This is a genomic window from Neorhizobium sp. P1_A6 (assembly GCF_056406795.1).
The window spans coordinates 145,246-162,345 of record NZ_JBFTZM010000004.1 but is presented as its reverse complement, the minus strand read 5'-3'; the positions used below and the strand labels follow the sequence as shown (position 1 = coordinate 162,345).

The following is a 17,100-nucleotide window of genomic DNA, read 5'->3' as shown; positions in this document are numbered from 1 at the left end:
TATTGAAGCGATGTTCCGGTCGTCCCCTTCTCGTCCGGCGCGATCCGCATTTCGATATGGCGCAGGTGAGGCCCAAGCATGACCACAGGCACCCGAACTCAGAATCCTCCCGGGCCTGAGAAGCAGGAGACCCGCCAGCAGCACGTGATCGACAAGCTAAGGACCTGGGCGAGCGACGGCACGATCGATCCGCGCAAGAAACTGTCCGAATCCGGGCTTGCCGAGGCGCTCGGCGTGTCGCGCACCCCGATCCGGCATGCGCTGGCCGTGCTCGTCGAAGAGGGCGTGCTGCAGCGCGTCGGCGCCCGCGGTTATCGTGTCCGGGCCTACAAGGTTGCCGACGTGGTCGAGGCGATCGAACTGCGCTCGATGATCGAGGGTTATGCGGCCAAGAAGATCGCCAGCGAAGGCCCGTCACCGACGCTGGTGGCGGAGCTCAAGGATTGCCTGCGCGAAGGTGACGACATCTTCGAGAACGGCGGCATCGACGATCCGGTCAACGAGGAACGTTATGCGGCGATGAACCTGCGTTTCCACACGCTGATCATCGAAGCCGGAGGCGGAAACCTGCTGCACCAACTCACCAGCCTTTTCGACCGGGTGCCGTTCGGCGCACCGGATTCGATCCGCTTCGACAACATCACCCGCAAGGAGCGGGCGCAGCATCTTCACTACGCGCACTGGCAGCACCATCACATGGTCTCGGCGCTGATCGCCCGCGACGGCGCCCGCGCCGAAAGCCTTTTTCGCGAGCATGGAGAAGGCGTGAAAATCAGCCTCGGCATCAGCAAGGGGCTTTTTGCGATCGACGGTTCGCGCATCCTGCCGATCTTCGACCTCGACAGTCCCGCTGGTCATATCAATGGCCTACTGCAAGACGAAAACGAAGACTAGGGACGTTTACAGGCGCCGAAATAATTCCGCTTGGGATCCCAAAATGCCGATTTTGTTCGCGGATGGCGGCAATCCGGATCAAGTTTGTTTTTCTGCGCTGCACCAAATATCACCATATATTATGCAAACAGCGTAATTCTAATGGGCTGTCGCGGCACTTTTGGCGGCGAGGCTGAAATCTGGTATTGTATCCCAAAAATGATTGCTCTATGAATTGCTTCGACCGGGAGGAGGCCTCGATTTCCGCCAAGCCGTCGAGGCGAGGTTCGAGAACCGGGCTTGTTAAGGAGGAGATGGCGGGAGGAGACCGCTGACCCTCAATTGCATGAGACATCTTGAGACGATGCATATCGTATCCCGAACCGGCCTTGCCGGCGGGCGGCATGCAGGAGAGCAACCGAGGGAAGGTTAAGACAATGCCGAAGAATCTGACCCAGATCCTGAAAGAAAAGGGCAATACTGTCGAGATGCTGCGCAATTCGCGCATCGGCATGTATATCTATCCGGTCGTCGCACCGGAGTTTTCGAACTGGCGTACCGAGCAGATGGCATGGCGCCATTCGGCGGTCCTGTTCGACCAGTCCCACCACATGGACGAACTGATCGTCGAGGGCCCGGACGCGTCCAGGTTCCTGGAAAGCCTGGCGATCAACAGCTTTGCCAATTTCGGCGTCGACCGCGCCAAGCACTATGTTCCGGTGACGCCTGCCGGGCACGTCATTGGCGACATGATCATCTTCCGCGAACGTGACGACAAGTTCGTGCTCGTCGGCCGTGCGCCGACCGCCAACTGGCTGCGCTACAACGCTTCGCTTGGCAAGCACAACGTCAAGCTTACCCACGACCCGCGTTCGCCTTCGCGCCCGGACGGCAAGGAAGTCAATCGGGTTCACTATCGCTTCCAGATCCAGGGCCCGGACGCTCCGAAGATCTTTGAAAAGATGAATGGCGGCCCGATCCCCGACATCAAGTTCTTCCATGTCGACTGGATCAATATCGGCTCCAAGAAGGTCCAGGCCCTGCGCCACGGCATGGCCGGCGCTCCGGGTCTCGAAGTCTGGGGTCCCTATGCCGAGAAGGACGAAGTCCGCGAGATCATCGTCAAGGCCGCCAAGGATGCCGGCGTCGATCTCTACCTCGTCGGTGCGCGCGCCTATTCGACCAACACGCTGGAATCCGGCTGGATCCCGTCGCCGCTGCCGGGCATCTACACCGGCGCCGAACTGCAGGGCTATCGCGACTGGCTGACGGAAGACAGCTATGAAGCGACCGGCTCGATCGGCGGCAGCCTCGTCTCCGACAATATCGAAGACTACTACGTCAATCCGTACGAACTCGGTTACGGCATCTACATCAAGTTCGACCACGACTTCGTCGGCCGCGAAGCGCTGGAAAAGATGAAGGGTCAGCCGCAGCGCAAGAAGGTCACCTTCGAGTGGAACGCGGAAGACGTGATGAAGGTCATCGCCTCGAACTTCGTTCCCGGTGGCGAGGCCTACAAGTGGATCGACCTGCCGCAGCCGAACTATGCGTCGTCCAGCGCCGACAAGATCATGCACGGCGACAAGGTCGTCGGCATGTCGATGTTCAACGGCTACAGCTATAACGAACGCTGCATGCTGTCGCTCGGCATCGTCGATGCGGATGTCCAGGAAGGTGATGTCCTGACGCTGATCTGGGGCGAACCGAACGGCGGCACGGGCAAGACCTCGATCGAAAAGGGCCACAAGCAGGCCGAGATCCGCGTCCGGGTCTCGCCCACCCCCTATGCCGCCGAAGCTCGCGAAAACTATGCCGAAAGCTGGCGCACCAAGAAGGTCTGATCGTCCTCCCAGGATGTTGCACGAGAACGGCGCCTCCGGTGCCGTTTTTCGTTTTGGGGGTCGCTTAGGATGCGCCGCCGCTGTGATGCTGACGGGGAGAACTTAGAACTCCCTCATTCCTGTGCTTGTCACAGGAATCCAGCCACCGCGCGTCTGCGCGGTGAAGAGAGTCCTTTGCGCTCAAAGACTTGAGCGCGCTGGATCCCTGTGACAAGCACAGGGATGAGGAGAGCAACGGCATCGTCTCTCACCCCTGATCCCCCATCTTCCCCGGATTCATGATCCCCTTCGGGTCCAGCGCGGCCTTGATCTTCTTCATCACATCCACCGCCTTGCCGTGTTCCTTGCGCATGAATTTGAGCTTGGCGATGCCGATGCCGTGTTCGCCGCTCGCCGTGCCGCCGACGGCGAGGGCCCGTTCGACGACGCGGTCGGCCATCTCGTCGGCTTCCCTCAGGTGGTCCGGATTGTTCGGGTCGATCAGGTAGGCGGTGTGGAAATTGCCGTCGCCGACATGGCCGATGATCTGGCCCTTCAGCGACGAGGCGTCGATATCGGCGCGTGCGGCCACGATGCTTTCGGCAAGCCGCGAGATCGGTACGCAGATATCGCCGGTATAAAGATCGTAGCCCGGAATGATCGCCTTGGTCGCCCAGAAAAGGTCGTGGCGGGCCTGCCAGAGTTTTGCCCGCTCGTCGGCATCCGCGGTCCAGCGGAAGGAAATCGCGTCGTGGCCCCGGCATATGTCTTCCGAAAGCCGCGCCTGTTCCTCCACCCAGGCCGGCGTGCCGTGGAATTCGAACAGCAGGGTGGGCGCGACCGGCAGGTCGAGTTTGGAATAGTTATTGACGCTGGCGATCGCCACTTCGTCCAGAAACTCCACGCGGGCGACCGGAATGCCATATTGCACTGCCTCGATCACCGCTTCCACGGCATTGGCGACAGTCGGGAAAGGACAGAGGGCAACCGACACGGCTTCCGGGATCGGATGCAGGCGGATGGTGAGTTCGGTGATGACGCCGAGCGTGCCTTCCGAGCCGACGAAGAGATGCGTCAGGTCGTAGCCCGAGGAGGATTTTCTGGCCCGGGAGCCGGTCTGGATCGCCTCGCCATCGGGTGTCACCACCCGGAGAGCCAGCACGTTTTCGCGCATCGTGCCGTAGCGGACCGAAGTGGTGCCGCTGCCGCGGGTCGAGGCCATGCCGCCGATCGAGGCGTCGGCGCCCGGATCGACCGAGAACATCAGGCCGGTTTCGCGCAGGTCCACATTGAGCTGCTTGCGGGTGACGCCGGGCTGGACGACGGCCAGCAGGTCTTCCGGCCGAATCTCGACGATCCTGTTCATCTCGCGGGTATCGAGCGAAATGCCGCCGCGGATCGGGATCGTATGACCTTCCATCGAGGAACCCGCGCCGAAGGGCACGACCGGTACGCCATGCGCCGCACAGGCTGAGACGATCGCCTGGACTTCTTCCTCGGTGCGCGGAAATACGACGGCATCGGGCAGGTGAGGGGCAAGCCGCGAGGTGTCGTGGCTATGGTGTTCGCGCACGGAGGCCGAGGTCACCAGCCTGTCGCCGAGCAGGCCCTTGAGTTGCGCAATCGCCTTGCTGACCGGCGTAACGAGATCATCCATGTGTTTTTCCTCCCCAATGTCCTGATGATGATTTGAATATCCGTGTCCCGGCTCAATCCGGGCGTGCCGACCAAGAGCGATCGGGTCGGGCTTCCGAGAAGAGCCGGCGTTCCGCTACACGGGTTTGAACGCCTACACCGCATCCCAATCGATCGGCCGACGGATCCTCGCGGCCGAACGTTTTCTCCCGTAGACCCGATCTCCCGGTTCCACTCCGCCGCCGCATTCCATCCTCAGTGTATGCATGGCAGGTGCATTGCGACATTCTAGACGGTTTGACGCCGGGGTGAAGAGCCTGCGGGAAAAATCTCAGGCAGCCTGAGTTTTTGTATCCCAAAAGGAAATGGATGCTTGTCGTTCCGGCCAGAATGTGTTGAAATTCGGATGCTCGGGTAGGGATGTCAGGAGGAAGACGTCACCTTGGGAGACCGGGCATGGGAGGAAATCAGTGTATACACGACTGTTCAACACAGTTGCGGCGGCCGTGGACATGGCAGGTTCGGTTTCGGCCGCGGAGATGGCGCAACCTGATCTCCGCAGATCCTTTGACGCATCGCTCGCAGGCGGGCTTTCCGCATCCGGCAGTTGCGTCCCTTCACGGAATTTCCGACGACCTTGTCGATCCGCCAGCGAGCTAAGTCTCTGCGCGGATTGACAGCGATATTCGCCGGCCGGAACGGGAAGGGAGCCCTCCGGTCTCTGATCTCAAAGGGAGGAGAAATACATGAAACTGAAGGCATTGCTCGCTTCGGCCTGCCTCGCGGCACTGGCCGCGTCCGCGCCGACCACTGCTGCTTTGGCCGCCGACGTCGAATTGACGCTGTCGCACTGGGTGCCCGCCACCCACGCGCTGCAGCCGGGCGGGATGGAGATCTGGGCGAAATCGATCAGCGACGCCTCCAACGGACGTATCAAGATCACCATCTACCCGGCCTCGCAGCTCGGAGCGGCTGCGGACCATTACGACATGGCGCGCGACGGCATCGTCGATATCGGCTTCATCAATCCCGGTTACCAGCCGGGCCGTTTCCCGATTATCGCGGCGGGCGAAATTCCGTTCCTGATCTCGAACGCCAAGGGCGGTTCACGGGCGCTCGACGAATGGTACACCCCTTACGCCGCCAAGGAGATGAAGGACGTGCAGTTCTGCATGGCGATCGTTCACGATCCGGGCACGCTGCACGGCACCAAGGGGCCGATCCAGGTTCCGGCCGATCTCAAGGGCAAGAACATCCGCCCGGCGCATGCCACCATGGCGCGGCTGGTCAATTCGCTGGGCGCGGCCTCCGTTCAGGTGCCGGCCGGTGACATGCGCGAACTGATCTCCAAGGGCGCTGCCGACATGACGGCGTCGCCGTGGAACTCGATCTACACGTTCGGCCTGCAGGACGTCACCAAGCATCACCTCGATCTGCCCTTCTATGTGACGACCTTCGCCTTCGTGATGAACAAGGCCAAGATCGATAGCCTGTCGCCTGCCGACCGCAAGGTGATCAACGACCATTGCACGCCGGATTGGGCGGAGAAGATGGCGTCCAAATGGGCCGATGCGGAAGCCGCCGGCCGCCAGAAGATGATCGATGCTGGCGGCCACACCATGTACAAGCCGACGCCTGACGAGGTCGGCCTCTGGAAGAAGGCGACGGCCTCGCTGCAGGGCGAATGGGAAGCCTCCGCCACCAAGGCGGGCGTCGATGCAAAGGCTGCATGGGCAAGCCTCGGCGCGACGCTGAAGAAGTACAATGCCGACGTGAAGTGAGATTTCTTAAAGGTCGAACCGGGCGGGTGCTTCGGTGTCCGCCCTTCCTGTCATCCGTATTTCGAGCTCAGACATGACCCGATATCTCGAACGCTTCACCGAAGCAGTCGATATGATCGCCGGCCTTCTCTTAGGCCTGTGCACGATCCTGATCGTCGTCTCCACGATCGGCCGCTATATCTTTTCCTGGGCGGTCCCCGACAGTTTCGACCTGTCCCGATACCTGATCGGCGCCTGCATGATGTGGGGTTTTGCCTCGATCGGTTATCGCGGCGGCCATATCGCCGTCGATCTGCTCTATGAGCCGCTCGGGCCGAAGGGGCGTCGGGTCCTCGATTTTATCGCCTGGAGCACACTACTCGCCTTCACGGTGATGCTCGCCTACATGATGTTCTTCCGCCTGACGAGCGCCTACAACAGCAATGAAACCACCTTCGATCTGCGGATACCGGTCTGGCCGCTGATCGGCCTGATCTGGCTCGGCTGCGCCTCGGCCGTCATCACGACGGCCGTCGTGCCCTTCCTTCGCCGCAAGGCCGAGGAACCCAATCCGCTCGAGGGGCATGGCGTATGAACACCGCTGATCTCGTTGCCATTGGCGGCTTTGTCGCCATGTTCGTCTTGATGGGCCTGCGCGTGCCGCTCGGTGTGTCGATGGGCCTTGTCGGCGTCTTCGGCTTTGCGGCGATGCGCGGCATAGCGCCGGCGCTCAACCTTTTGACGACCTCGCCGATCCGGGTTATCACCGACTTCAACCTGACGCTGGTGCCATTCTTCATCCTGATGGGCGTCTTCGCCACCAATTCCGGCATGTCCCGGGAATTGTTCAGGACCGGCAATGCCTGGCTCGGACAGTTCCGCGGCGGCCTGGCGCTCTCGACGATCGCGGCCTGCGCCGGGTTTGCGGCGATCTGCGGCAGTTCGATTGCGACCGCCGCCACCATGACCCGCGTGGCGCTTCCGGAAATGCGCAAGGCCGGTTATGCCGATTCCACCTCCACCGGCGTCATCGCCGCCGGCGGCACGCTCGGCATTCTCATCCCGCCCTCGGTGATGATGGTCGTCTACGCGTTCCTGACCGAGACGGATGTCGGGCAACTGCTGATGGCGGGCGTCGTGCCTGGCATTCTGGCGACGCTGATGTACATGGCGACCGTGCTGATCGCCCATGGCAAGCGCCTGCCGCCCGGCACGAAGTTCGATCTGAGGGAAGCCCTCACCTCGCTGCGGGACGTCTGGGCGGTTCTGGTCCTGTTCCTCGCCGTCATCGGCGTCATCTATCTCGGCGTCGCGACGGCCACGGAAGCGGCGGCGGTCGGGGCGATGCTGACGATGATCATCGGCATCCTGCGCGGACGGCTAGGTTTGAAGCTGATCATGCAGAGCCTCGTCGAGTCGCTCCGCACCTCCGTGTCGCTGTTCAGCGTGCTGATCGGGGCCATCCTGTTCGGCTATTTCCTGGCGATCACCCAGTCGCCGCAGAAATTGACGGCCTTCTTGGTGGGGATGGATCTCGGCCCCTATGGCACGCTGACGCTGATCCTGGTGATCTTTTTCATCGCCGGCGCTCTCATGGACGAGATGGCGATGATCATCCTGCTTGTGCCGATCGTCTTTCCGGTGATCACCCATCTTGGTTTTGATCCGATCTGGTTCGGCGTCATCATCGTGGTCTCCTGCGAACTCGGGATGATCACCCCGCCGGTCGGGATCAACGTCTTCGTCATCAACTCGATCGCCAAGGAGGTGAAGATCACGACGATTTATGGTGGAGTGATGCCGTTCATCCTGACGGACATCATTCGACTCATCCTGCTCGTTCTCTTCCCGGCGATCGCGCTGTGGCTGCCGACGACGATGCGATAGGAGGATAGGATGCAGGCTCCGGGTCTGAGACGACTTTGCGAAATCCGCGCCGAACTCGGCGCACCGATCGAAAAGGGAGGCGGTCCGGGCGGCCGCTGGCGGATCATCCCGATCATCGGCGGCGTGGTCGAGGGGGAGCGCCTTTCGGGGCGCATCCTCAATCTCGGCGCGGACTGGCAGAGCGTCTATGACGTCGGTTATGCCGAGCTCGATACCCGCTACGTCATCGAAACCCATGACGGGGCGATGATCGACATCCGCAATTTCGGTTTCCGGCATGGACCGCCGGAGGTGCTGGCAAGGCTGGCGGCTGGCGAGGCGGTCGATCCGGCGCTCTATTACATGCGCACGAGCCCGCGCCTGCAGACCGGCGATCCAAGATACGCCTGGCTTAACCACACCATGTTCATAGGCACCGGCGAGCGTTTGGCAAACGCGGTCAGGATCGGGGTTTTCGAAGTGGTCTGATCCACCAGACATTTCGAAACAAGAAGGCCGCCGGATCATGAACCCGGCGGCCTTTCTGTTTGGCTTTTTGGCATCAGGCCATGTGGATCGTCTTGACCTCGAAGTAGTTTTCGAGGCCTTCGGGACCACCTTCGCGGCCGATGCCGGACTGCTTGAAGCCGCCGAACGGGTGATGGATGTCGACGATCATGCCGTTGACGGTGACGCTGCCGGTGCGCATGCGGCGGGCAAATGCATAGCCACGTTCCGGATCGGAGGTGAAGACCGCGCCGGACAGGCCGTAGGTGCTGTCGTTGGCAATCTTTGCTGCTTCGTCATCGTCCTTGTAGCTGATGATCGACACGACCGGTCCGAAGATTTCCTCCTGGGCGATCTTCATGTCCATCGTCACGTCGGTAAAGACGGTCGGCTCGATGAAGTAGCCGCGGTCGAGACCGGCCGGACGGCCGCCGCCGCAGGCAACCGTCGCACCGCCTGCGCGGCCGGCGGCGATATAACCTTCGACGCGGGCAAGCTGGCGGGCCATGGTGAGCGGGCCCATCTGGGTGGTCGGATCCGCCGGGTCGCCGACCTTGATGCTCTTCACCGCGYCGACATAGAGGTCGATGAATTCCTGCTTGCGGGATTCCGGCACCAGAATGCGGGTCAGCGAGAAGCAGACCTGGCCGGTGATCGGCATGGAATAGACCATCAGCGCCGGCAGGGCCTTGGTGAAATCGGCGTCATCGAGAAGCACGGCTGCGGACTTGCCGCCGAGTTCGAGGCTTACGCGGGCGAGGCGGTCGGCGCAGGCGGCAGCGATCGTCTTGCCGGCAATGGTCGAGCCGGTGAACGAGACCTTGTCGATGCCCTTGTGGCGGACGAGGTAATCGCCGCCTTCGCGGCCGGCCGGCACCAGGTTGAAGACGCCCTTCGGCAGCCCGGCCTGTTCGATGCATTCGGCCAGAAGATAGGCGTCGAGCGGGGTTTCTGGCGAGGGCTTGGCGACAATCGTGCAGCCGGCGGCAAGCGCTGCCGAGACCTTGTAGTTCAAGAGCACCATCGGCGCATTCCACGGGGTGATCGCAGCGCAGACGCCGACTGGCTCACGCACGACGCGGACTTCGCCGCCATCGGCGCGCTTGCGCTGATCGACGAACTCGTCGTTCTCGATCAGGCCGGCATAATAGTTGTAGAGACCCGGGTTCTGGCCGACCAGCTTTTTGGTCAGGAAGATCGGGGCGCCGACCTGGGTCGTCCAGGCATTGGCGATCTCGTCGAGTCGGGCGGTCAACAGGTCGGCGACCTTGCGCAGGTAACCGGCGCGTTCCTTGAAGGTCATGCGCGGCCACGGGCCGTTGTCGAAGGCATCACGGGCGGCGGCAACGGCCTTGTCGATGTCGGCGTTGCTGGCTTCCGGGTAGCTCATCAGCACTTCTTCGGTCACCGGCGAGATGACGTCGAGCTTGTTGGTACCGAGCGGGGTTACCCATTCACCGCCGATGAAGAATTTTTCAGGGGTTTTCAGGACCTGTTCGTTTCTGACAGCGACATTCATTTCAGTCTCCTCCTCTGATAGAATGATTTCCAAAAGCCGCGGCCCCTTCATCTTGAGAAGATCCCGCAGGCATGACGACAATTCCTCGCCTTTTTCGCAGCGAACGGCCTTGCAGCCCTGCGCTTCGGCGATCTTCACGAAATCCATGTGGCCGATATCGACGCCGTCGATGCGGCCGGAGCCACTCCGCTCGGCAATCGCCTTCAGCACCTTGTAGCCGCCGTTGTTGAGGATGACGATCATGAGATCGGCATCGTATTCGACGGCGGACCAGATCGACTGGATGGCATAGAGGCTCGATCCGTCGCCGATGACGGCGATGACCGGCTGTTCCGGTTTGGTCAGGGCGGCGCCGACCGAGCCGGGCAGGGCATAACCCAAGCCGCCGCTGGCCGTCGCGAAAAAGCCGCCGGGCCGTTCGATCGGGAAAAAGTCGTGCAGCGCGTCGCGAGCGCCTGGGGCTTCCTCGAAGACGATGCTGTCAGGCGAACGGACGTCGGCCAGCGTCTGGTAGAAGAATTCCTGGGTGATGCCCTTCGGTGTTTTCAGGCGCGGAATGGTGCGGGCCGGGCCGTCGGTACGCGGCGCACGGCAGCGCAGGCGGTAGACGAGGCTTTCGGTCGCGGCGCGCAGGTTCGAGACCATGGCGTTGCCGACGATGGCGCTCGCCGCCTGGGCCGGGTCGTCGGTGATCAGCCAGAGTTCCGCGCCTTGCGGAATGTCCGGGCCGGAGCCGGCGAAATGATAGGTGAAGGCCGGCGCGCCGAGCACGAGCACGAGATCGGTGTCACCGAGGCAATTGGCGAGCTTCGGCTGGAAGGCCGGCAGGAAACCGGCAAACAGCGGATGGCGTTCCGGAAAGCTGCAGCGGGACGACAGCGGGCTCACCCAGACTTTCGCCTGCAGGATTTCCGCAAGCCGCACCGTGGCATCCCAGGCATTGTCGATATCGACGCCCGGTCCGACGACCAGCACCGGCTCGCGAGCTTCGTTCAGCCGGCGGGCGAGATCGTCAATTGCGGAGGCCGGCGCGCTGATCACCGTTTCCACATCGCGAATGGCGATCGGGGCTGCCTGCGCCTGCCAGTCGCTCAACGGCACCGACACCATGACCGGTCCGCGCGGCGCCTGCATCGCCATATAATAGGCGCGGGCGATCGCCGCTGGCACGTCTTCGGCGCGGGCAGGCTCAGAGGCCCATTTCACATAGGGTTTGGGAAACTCCGTCGGGCTTTCGGCGAACAGGAAAGGGTCGTGGGGCAGCAGCTCGCGGCTCTGCTGGCCGGTGGTGATGATAAGAGGCGCGCGGTTGCGGTAGGCCGTATAGATATTGCCGAGCGCATGGCCGAGGCCGGCGGCCGAATGCAGGTTGACGAAGGCCGGCTTGCGGCTCACCTGCGCATAGGCGTCCGCCATCGCGACGACGATCGATTCCTGCAGGCCGAGCACATAGGAAAAATCGTCCGGCACGTTGACGAACATCGGCAGTTCGGTCGAGCCCGGATTGCCGAAAATCCGATCGATGCCCTTCTGTCTCAGAAAGTCGAAAACCGCCTCGCTTACCGTCTGTCCACGCAGCTTCGTGCTGCCGGACAGGAAATCCAGCGACATCTTGTTCATAACTTCGAGGCCTCCTCCCGGCCTTCGGGGTTCCCACCCCGAGCGCGTATGTTAGCGGGAGGAAGTGTTGCAGATAGCGACCTGCCTTGGAATTGAAGAATTTCCAATAATCCATTACACCAGGGCATGACTTTGGATGTGCGGTCGGCTCAAATCGTTCTCGAATGCGCGCGGCGCGGCAGCCTCGGCGCGGCGGCGACTGCGCTCAACATGACGCAGCCGGCGATCACCCGCATGCTGAAGCGTCTGGAGGACAGCTACGGCGTTCCCCTGTTCGAGCGGACGACCCGCGGCGTGGTGCCGACCGTATTCGGCGATGCGCTGCTTCCCTATGCCAAACTGGTCGTTTCCGAGATCGGCAATGCGACGGACGTGATCCAGCAGATGCGCGGCGCCAGCCGCGGCGTGGTGCGGATCGGCGGCGTGGCGAGCGTCGTCGGCGGCTTCATCATCGCCGTGATCGGCGAGATGCGCAAACAGCATCCCGAGGTGCAGTACCAGGTCATCGAGGACCTGGAGGACCGGGTGCTGGAAGGGCTGAAGGGTGGCACGATCGACATCGCGATTTCACCGGAGCCCTATCTCGACGACGACATCATCATGGCGACGCCTGATATCATGCATGACACGGTCTCGGTCTTTGCGAGGTCCGATCATCCGATCATCAAACGGGAGCACGTGACGCTCGCGGAAGCGGCCGGGTTCGACTGGGCGATGCCGCCGCCCGGGACGCCGACGGTCAGGGAATGGCAAAGACGGTTCCACGACAACGCGCTGGAACCGAACGCGCCGTCGATCATCTCCCGCTCGGTGCCGGTCCTGAAGGCGGCAGTGCTTTCGGAAGCGCTCTGCTGCTGGATGCCGCTGCCCCTGGTTCGCGAGGAAGTGGAACGAGGCAACATGGCCGGCGTCAACGTGCCCGAGCTCGACTGGCAACGGACCTTTCGCGTCTACCGCCGCAAGAAGGGCCTGATGACGCCGCCGACAGTCAACCTGCTGCAATGCATCCGCCGCATCAGCGAGACCTGGACGATGTAGCGCAGAATGGCTGGGGCTATCTCTGCTTGGGGAAGGCGTTCCCAGATCAAGCCGTCTTGCCGACCCGCGGCAGTGATGCGAATTCCTTGAGATAGGCCCGCCAGCCGCCGAAGGCGGTGATGTCGAGTGCGCCCTGAAGGGCGAACGATTCGGCCAGAAACCCCTTGGCCGAGGTGCCGTCCGACAGGGTAACGGTGCCGATGCCAAGCGGCGGCGGGATCGCCGCGACGAACAGGCCGAAGGCTGCCGGCGTCAGCTTCCAAACTTCGACCTCGATCTCGCCGCCTTCGCCTTCTGCGACGCGCACCATGCCGGGTTTCGGCGGCACGGTGCCGGCAAGCGCGTAAAGCTTATAGGCGGCGGAGGTTTTCGCGACGCGGGAGAAGGTGCCGTCGAGATCGGTAAGCTGATGGTTGAGCGGCATGCCGGAAAGATGGGCACCGACCACGACGACGTCGATCAGGTCGTCGCTGGCGACGATTGCGGGCGTTTCCGATGGCGCGGGAAGCGGCCAGCCGGTGGCGCCGAGGGTGAGACCGCTCGCCTGGTGAAGGTCACGGGCCAGTGACGCGGTGAGTCCGTCGTGGCCGGAGGGAGCGAGCAGGGTGACGCTTGCCGGCAAGCCGTCGGCGCGGGTGCCGGTCGGCACGGCGATGCCGCACATGTCGAGCAGATTGACGAAGTTGGTATAGGTGCCGAGCCGCGAGTTTTCCCGGATCGGCTCCGCTTCCAGATCGGCGACCGAGTAGTGGGTCGGCGCGGTCGGCACACAGAAGAGATCGACGGAGGTGATCACCGGCGCCAGCGTTCTCTTCAGGGCCTGCAGCGCGTAGAGGCCGTTGAAGGCATCGGCCGCGGAAAGCGATTTGGCGCCGCCATAGATTTTTCGCGTTACCGGGTGGAAGCTCTCTTCCTTCGTGTCGAAGAAGGGTTTCACGGCGGCGTAACGCTCCGCCACCCAAGCGCCTTCGTAGAGAAGGTTGGCGACCTTGTAGAAATCGCCGAACGGCACTTCGACGATGCGGTGTCCCAGCCTTGCCAGCAACGCCACGGCGTCGCCATAGGCGGTCTCCATCACGGTATCGCCGAAGAACTGCAGGTCTGCTTTGGCCGGCACGCCGATCGTCAGCACAGGCGCCGCAGAACCGAACCCGGTTGCCGGCACGACTTTCGAATAGGCGTCCGCCTCGTCGTATTTGGCAGCGACAGAGAAGACCTTCCAGGCGTCGTCCGCAGTCAGCGCGAAGATCGAGACGCAGTCGAGCGTGCGGCAGGCGGGAATGACGCCTGTGGTCGACAGTGCGCCGACGCTCGGCTTCAGTCCGACGATATTGTTGAGGCCGGCCGGGATGCGACCCGAACCGGCGGTATCGGTGCCAAGCGCGAAGCTGACAATGCCCTGCGCGGTCGCGACCGCCGAACCGGATGAGGATCCGCCCGGCACGAGCTTGGGGTCGATGGCGTTTTTCGGGATCGGATAGGGCGAGCGTACCCCGACGAGGCCGGTCGCGAACTGGTCGAGATTGGTCTTGCCGATGACGATCGCACCGGCTGCCTTGAGCAGGCCGACCACGGTCGCGTCTCTTTCGGGCATATAAGAATAGTCCGGGCAGGCGGCGGTGGTCGGCATGCCGGCGACGTCGATATTGTCCTTCACGGCAAAGGGGATGCCGAAGAGCGGTTTTTCGGGATCGAAGGCGCCGAGTTTGTCGGCTTCCGCAAGGACGGCGTTTTTGTCGGCCAGATGGATGAAGATGCCGGGATCACCGACCTCGGCGATCCGCGCAAAAACGGCTTTGACGACTTCCGCGACACTGCCGCCATTCTGGTAGAACGCGTGAAGCGAGGCGATATCGAAGGCTGGTGTCTTTTCCGGCAGGCTCATGCCATTTCCTCTTCCAATATTGTCACCGGCCGGTCCCACTGGATCAGCACGACGCAGCCGGTATCGCTCCAGACGGAGTGTTCGGTGCCGGGCGCATTGACGATATAGCTGCCGCGTCCATAGTCGCCGGCCTCGTCGGATTGCACGCCCTCGAGCACCAGGATGGTTTCGAGGCCCTCATGGCGGTGGCGGGGAACGCCGGCGCCGGCCTCGTATTTCAGCAGCGCCACGCCCGGCTGGTCGCCCTCGAAGGGGCGGATCCAATGGATGGTGACCTCATCGCGGAACGGCACGAATTCCAAGTCTTTCCAGCCGCCTAACGTCAAGAGCTCGCGAGTTGATTCAGGCATTGGTTTTCCCCTTTGGCGCGATCCTTTCCAGAATGTCGTCCACATGGGCGGTCCAGCCGACGATCGCGCCTTGAGCGCGGATCATGGCGATGGCCGCCGCCTTGAATTCCGGAAAATAACTCTCGGTCGCCTCTTCGGCGAGCAGGCATTCGTAACCGCGATCGTTCGCCTCGCGCATCGTCGTCTGGACGCAGACTTCCGTCGTCACGCCGGCGAAGACGAGCTGAGTGATGCCCTTCTCCTTCAGCACGTCCCCCAAGTCAGTGGCGTAGAAGGCGCCCTTGCCGGGCTTTTCGATCACCACTTCGCCGTCGATCGGCGCGAGTTCAGAAATGATCGCCGTGCCGGGTTCGCCTGAAATCAGCACACGACCCATAGGGCCGACATCGCCAATCCTGAGCGTCGGATTGCCGCGGTCGCGCTTGGCGGGCGGCAGGTCGGAAAGGTCCGGCTTGTGGCACTCCATCGTGTGGATGACCGGCAGACCGGCATCGCGAAAACCCTGGATGAGGCGTTTGACGTCCGGCACGATCCTGGTGATGCGCCCGACATCGTTGCCGAGGCTGGCGCCGAAACCGCCGGGTTCGGCGAAATCGCGCTGCATGTCGATGACGACGAGCGCCAGCGCTTCCGGTTTCGCCGGAAAGGCGAAGGGTTCAGCCTTGATCTCCATCAGTGATGCCCCGCCATATGGGCGCCGATGACGCCGATATCGGCGGCGCGGATCGGTGTTTCGTAGACCAGCTTGCCTTCCGAGATCACCATGATGCGGTCCGACATTTCCAGCAGCTCGTCGAGGTCTTCCGAGAGCAGCAGCACGGCGGTGCCTGAGTTGCGGGCCCGCATGATGCGGGCGCGGATTTCGGCGACTGCGGAGAAATCCAATCCGAAGCACGGATTGGAGACGATCAGCAGGTCGACATCGCCGGTCAGTTCTCGGGCCAGCACGGCGCGCTGCACGTTGCCGCCGGACAGCGCCGCGATCGGCGAGGACGACGAGGCGGTCTTCACCTTGAAATCCGAGATCAGCGACGAGGCGCGTTTCTTCATCTCGCCCTTGTTCAGCCAGATCGCATCCTTGCCGTCACCCTTCAGGTCGAAGGTGCGGAAGGCGAGGTTTTCGCTGACCGTCATTTTTGGCGCACAGGCATTCTGGAGGGGCTCCTCGGGGATGAAGCGGACGTTGTTCTTGCGGGTTTCCGGCCGGGTGGCGCCATAGGTCTCACCGTTGACGGTCACTGTGCCGCGGTCGGTCGGGCGCTGGCCGGCGAGAATTTCGGTGAGTTCCTTCTGGCCGTTGCCGGAAATGCCCGCGATGCCGACGATCTCGCCGGAACGGACGGTCAGGTTGTCGATCTCGATGGTCTTCAGGCCGGAGCGATCCGGCGCCTTGACCTGCTCGACCTTCAGCACCGATTTCGCCGCGTCTGGCACTGGCAGGCGGCTATCGAGTTCGGCGAGCTTGACGTCGCCGATCATCATTGCCGCCATGTCGGAGGTGGAGAGTTCGCTGACCTTGCCGGTGCCGACCAGCTTGCCGCGACGCAGGATCGACACCGCGTCGGCAAACTTCGTCACCTCGTGGAACTTGTGGCTGATCATCAGCACGGTCAGTTCGCCGCGTTCGGTCATGCCGCGCACGATGCCGAGCATTTCGTCGGCTTCTGCCGGCGTCAAAACCGAGGTCGGTTCGTCGAGCACGAGGAAAGAGCGGCCGAGATAGAGTTGCTTGACGATCTCCAGCTTCTGCTTTTCGCCGGCCGCGAGCTCACTTACCGGCCGTTCGAGCGGGATCTGGAACGGCATCCGCTCCATGAACGCGGCAAGATCCTTGCGCTCCTTCGCCCAATTGATCACCGAGGGCACGGACGTGCGGCTGATCACCAGGTTCTCCGCACCCGTCAACGAGGGAACCAGCGTGAATTGCTGGTAGACCATGCCAAGCCCGTAGGTCGCGGCATCCTTGGGCGAGGCGACCGAGACTTCGCGGCCGTCGACCGAAAGGGAGCCGGATGTCGCGTGGTAGAAGCCCATGATGCATTTGACGAGCGTCGACTTGCCGGCGCCGTTTTCGCCGAGCAGCGCGTGGAACGAGCCGGCCGGCACGCTGATCGAGACGTTGTCGAGCGCGGTGAACGAGCCGAACCGCATGGTCATGCCGAGCGTCTCGATGCCGACAGCCTTGCCTGTCTGCGGGAGTGGGGTATCGCGAACGATGCTCACT

Annotated in this window: 13 protein-coding genes; 7 read left to right on the top strand and 6 right to left on the bottom strand. The window is 62.6% G+C overall.

Going from position 1 to position 17,100, the window contains the following annotated elements:
• The first annotated feature begins 78 nt into the window (after positions 1-78).
• A complete protein-coding gene (locus AC1D3C_RS10190; RefSeq protein ID WP_477482787.1) occupies positions 79-894 on the top strand; it encodes a GntR family transcriptional regulator in 816 nt (271 codons plus the stop codon).
• Between the two features lie 416 nt (positions 895-1,310).
• Positions 1,311-2,717 (top strand): vanillate/3-O-methylgallate O-demethylase, encoded by a 1,407-nt coding sequence (gene ligM, locus AC1D3C_RS10185; RefSeq protein ID WP_477482786.1) that lies wholly within the window; start codon positions 1,311-1,313, stop codon positions 2,715-2,717.
• A 247-nt stretch (positions 2,718-2,964) separates the two neighbouring features.
• On the opposite strand, the gene AC1D3C_RS10180 is transcribed toward ligM, so the two are convergent.
• On the bottom strand, positions 2,965-4,353 hold the full coding sequence (locus AC1D3C_RS10180; RefSeq protein ID WP_477482785.1) for an FAD-binding oxidoreductase: 1,389 nt from the start codon (positions 4,351-4,353) through the stop codon (positions 2,965-2,967).
• Between the two features lie 724 nt (positions 4,354-5,077).
• On the opposite strand from AC1D3C_RS10180, the gene AC1D3C_RS10175 reads away from it, so the two are divergent.
• From AC1D3C_RS10175 to AC1D3C_RS10160, 4 genes are all read left to right on the top strand, one after another.
• Positions 5,078-6,112 (top strand): TRAP transporter substrate-binding protein, encoded by a 1,035-nt coding sequence (locus tag AC1D3C_RS10175; protein WP_477482784.1) that lies wholly within the window; start codon positions 5,078-5,080, stop codon positions 6,110-6,112.
• A gap of 73 nt (positions 6,113-6,185) precedes the next feature.
• Positions 6,186-6,686, top strand: coding sequence for a TRAP transporter small permease (locus AC1D3C_RS10170; protein ID WP_477482783.1), 501 nt, complete (start codon positions 6,186-6,188; stop codon positions 6,684-6,686).
• Entirely contained in the window at positions 6,683-7,978 is a 1,296-nt protein-coding gene (locus AC1D3C_RS10165) for a TRAP transporter large permease (protein ID WP_477482782.1), read from the top strand. The genes AC1D3C_RS10170 and AC1D3C_RS10165 overlap by 4 nt, the downstream gene beginning before the upstream one ends.
• A gap of 9 nt (positions 7,979-7,987) precedes the next feature.
• Entirely contained in the window at positions 7,988-8,446 is a 459-nt protein-coding gene (locus tag AC1D3C_RS10160; RefSeq protein WP_477482781.1) for a DUF3237 domain-containing protein, read from the top strand.
• A gap of 73 nt (positions 8,447-8,519) precedes the next feature.
• On the opposite strand, the gene mdlC is transcribed toward AC1D3C_RS10160, so the two are convergent.
• Positions 8,520-11,603, bottom strand: a complete 3,084-nt coding sequence (gene mdlC / locus AC1D3C_RS10155) for a benzoylformate decarboxylase (protein WP_477482780.1) — start codon at positions 11,601-11,603, stop codon at positions 8,520-8,522.
• A 138-nt stretch (positions 11,604-11,741) separates the two neighbouring features.
• Here mdlC and AC1D3C_RS10150 point away from each other — a divergent pair, with 138 nt between their 5' ends.
• Positions 11,742-12,641, top strand: a complete 900-nt coding sequence (locus tag AC1D3C_RS10150; protein WP_477482779.1) for a LysR family transcriptional regulator — start codon at positions 11,742-11,744, stop codon at positions 12,639-12,641.
• A gap of 46 nt (positions 12,642-12,687) precedes the next feature.
• Here the strand turns inward: AC1D3C_RS10150 and atzF are convergent, their stop codons facing one another.
• From atzF to AC1D3C_RS10130, 4 genes are read right to left on the bottom strand one after another with little or no spacing between them, the layout of a single operon-like run.
• The gene (gene atzF / locus AC1D3C_RS10145) at positions 12,688-14,526 is read right to left on the bottom strand and encodes an allophanate hydrolase (protein ID WP_477482778.1); all 1,839 of its coding nucleotides are present in this window, start codon (positions 14,524-14,526) and stop codon (positions 12,688-12,690) included.
• A complete protein-coding gene (locus AC1D3C_RS10140; RefSeq protein ID WP_247137282.1) occupies positions 14,523-14,876 on the bottom strand; it encodes a cupin domain-containing protein in 354 nt (117 codons plus the stop codon). The genes atzF and AC1D3C_RS10140 overlap by 4 nt, the downstream gene beginning before the upstream one ends.
• Positions 14,869-15,552 carry a cysteine hydrolase family protein gene (locus AC1D3C_RS10135; protein ID WP_477483008.1) on the bottom strand — a complete coding sequence of 228 codons (684 nt, stop codon included), beginning with the start codon at positions 15,550-15,552 and terminating at the stop codon, positions 14,869-14,871. The genes AC1D3C_RS10140 and AC1D3C_RS10135 overlap by 8 nt, the downstream gene beginning before the upstream one ends.
• The gene (locus AC1D3C_RS10130) at positions 15,549-17,099 is read right to left on the bottom strand and encodes an ABC transporter ATP-binding protein (RefSeq protein ID WP_477482777.1); all 1,551 of its coding nucleotides are present in this window, start codon (positions 17,097-17,099) and stop codon (positions 15,549-15,551) included. The genes AC1D3C_RS10135 and AC1D3C_RS10130 overlap by 4 nt, the downstream gene beginning before the upstream one ends.
• Between the last annotated feature and the right edge of the window lies 1 nt (position 17,100).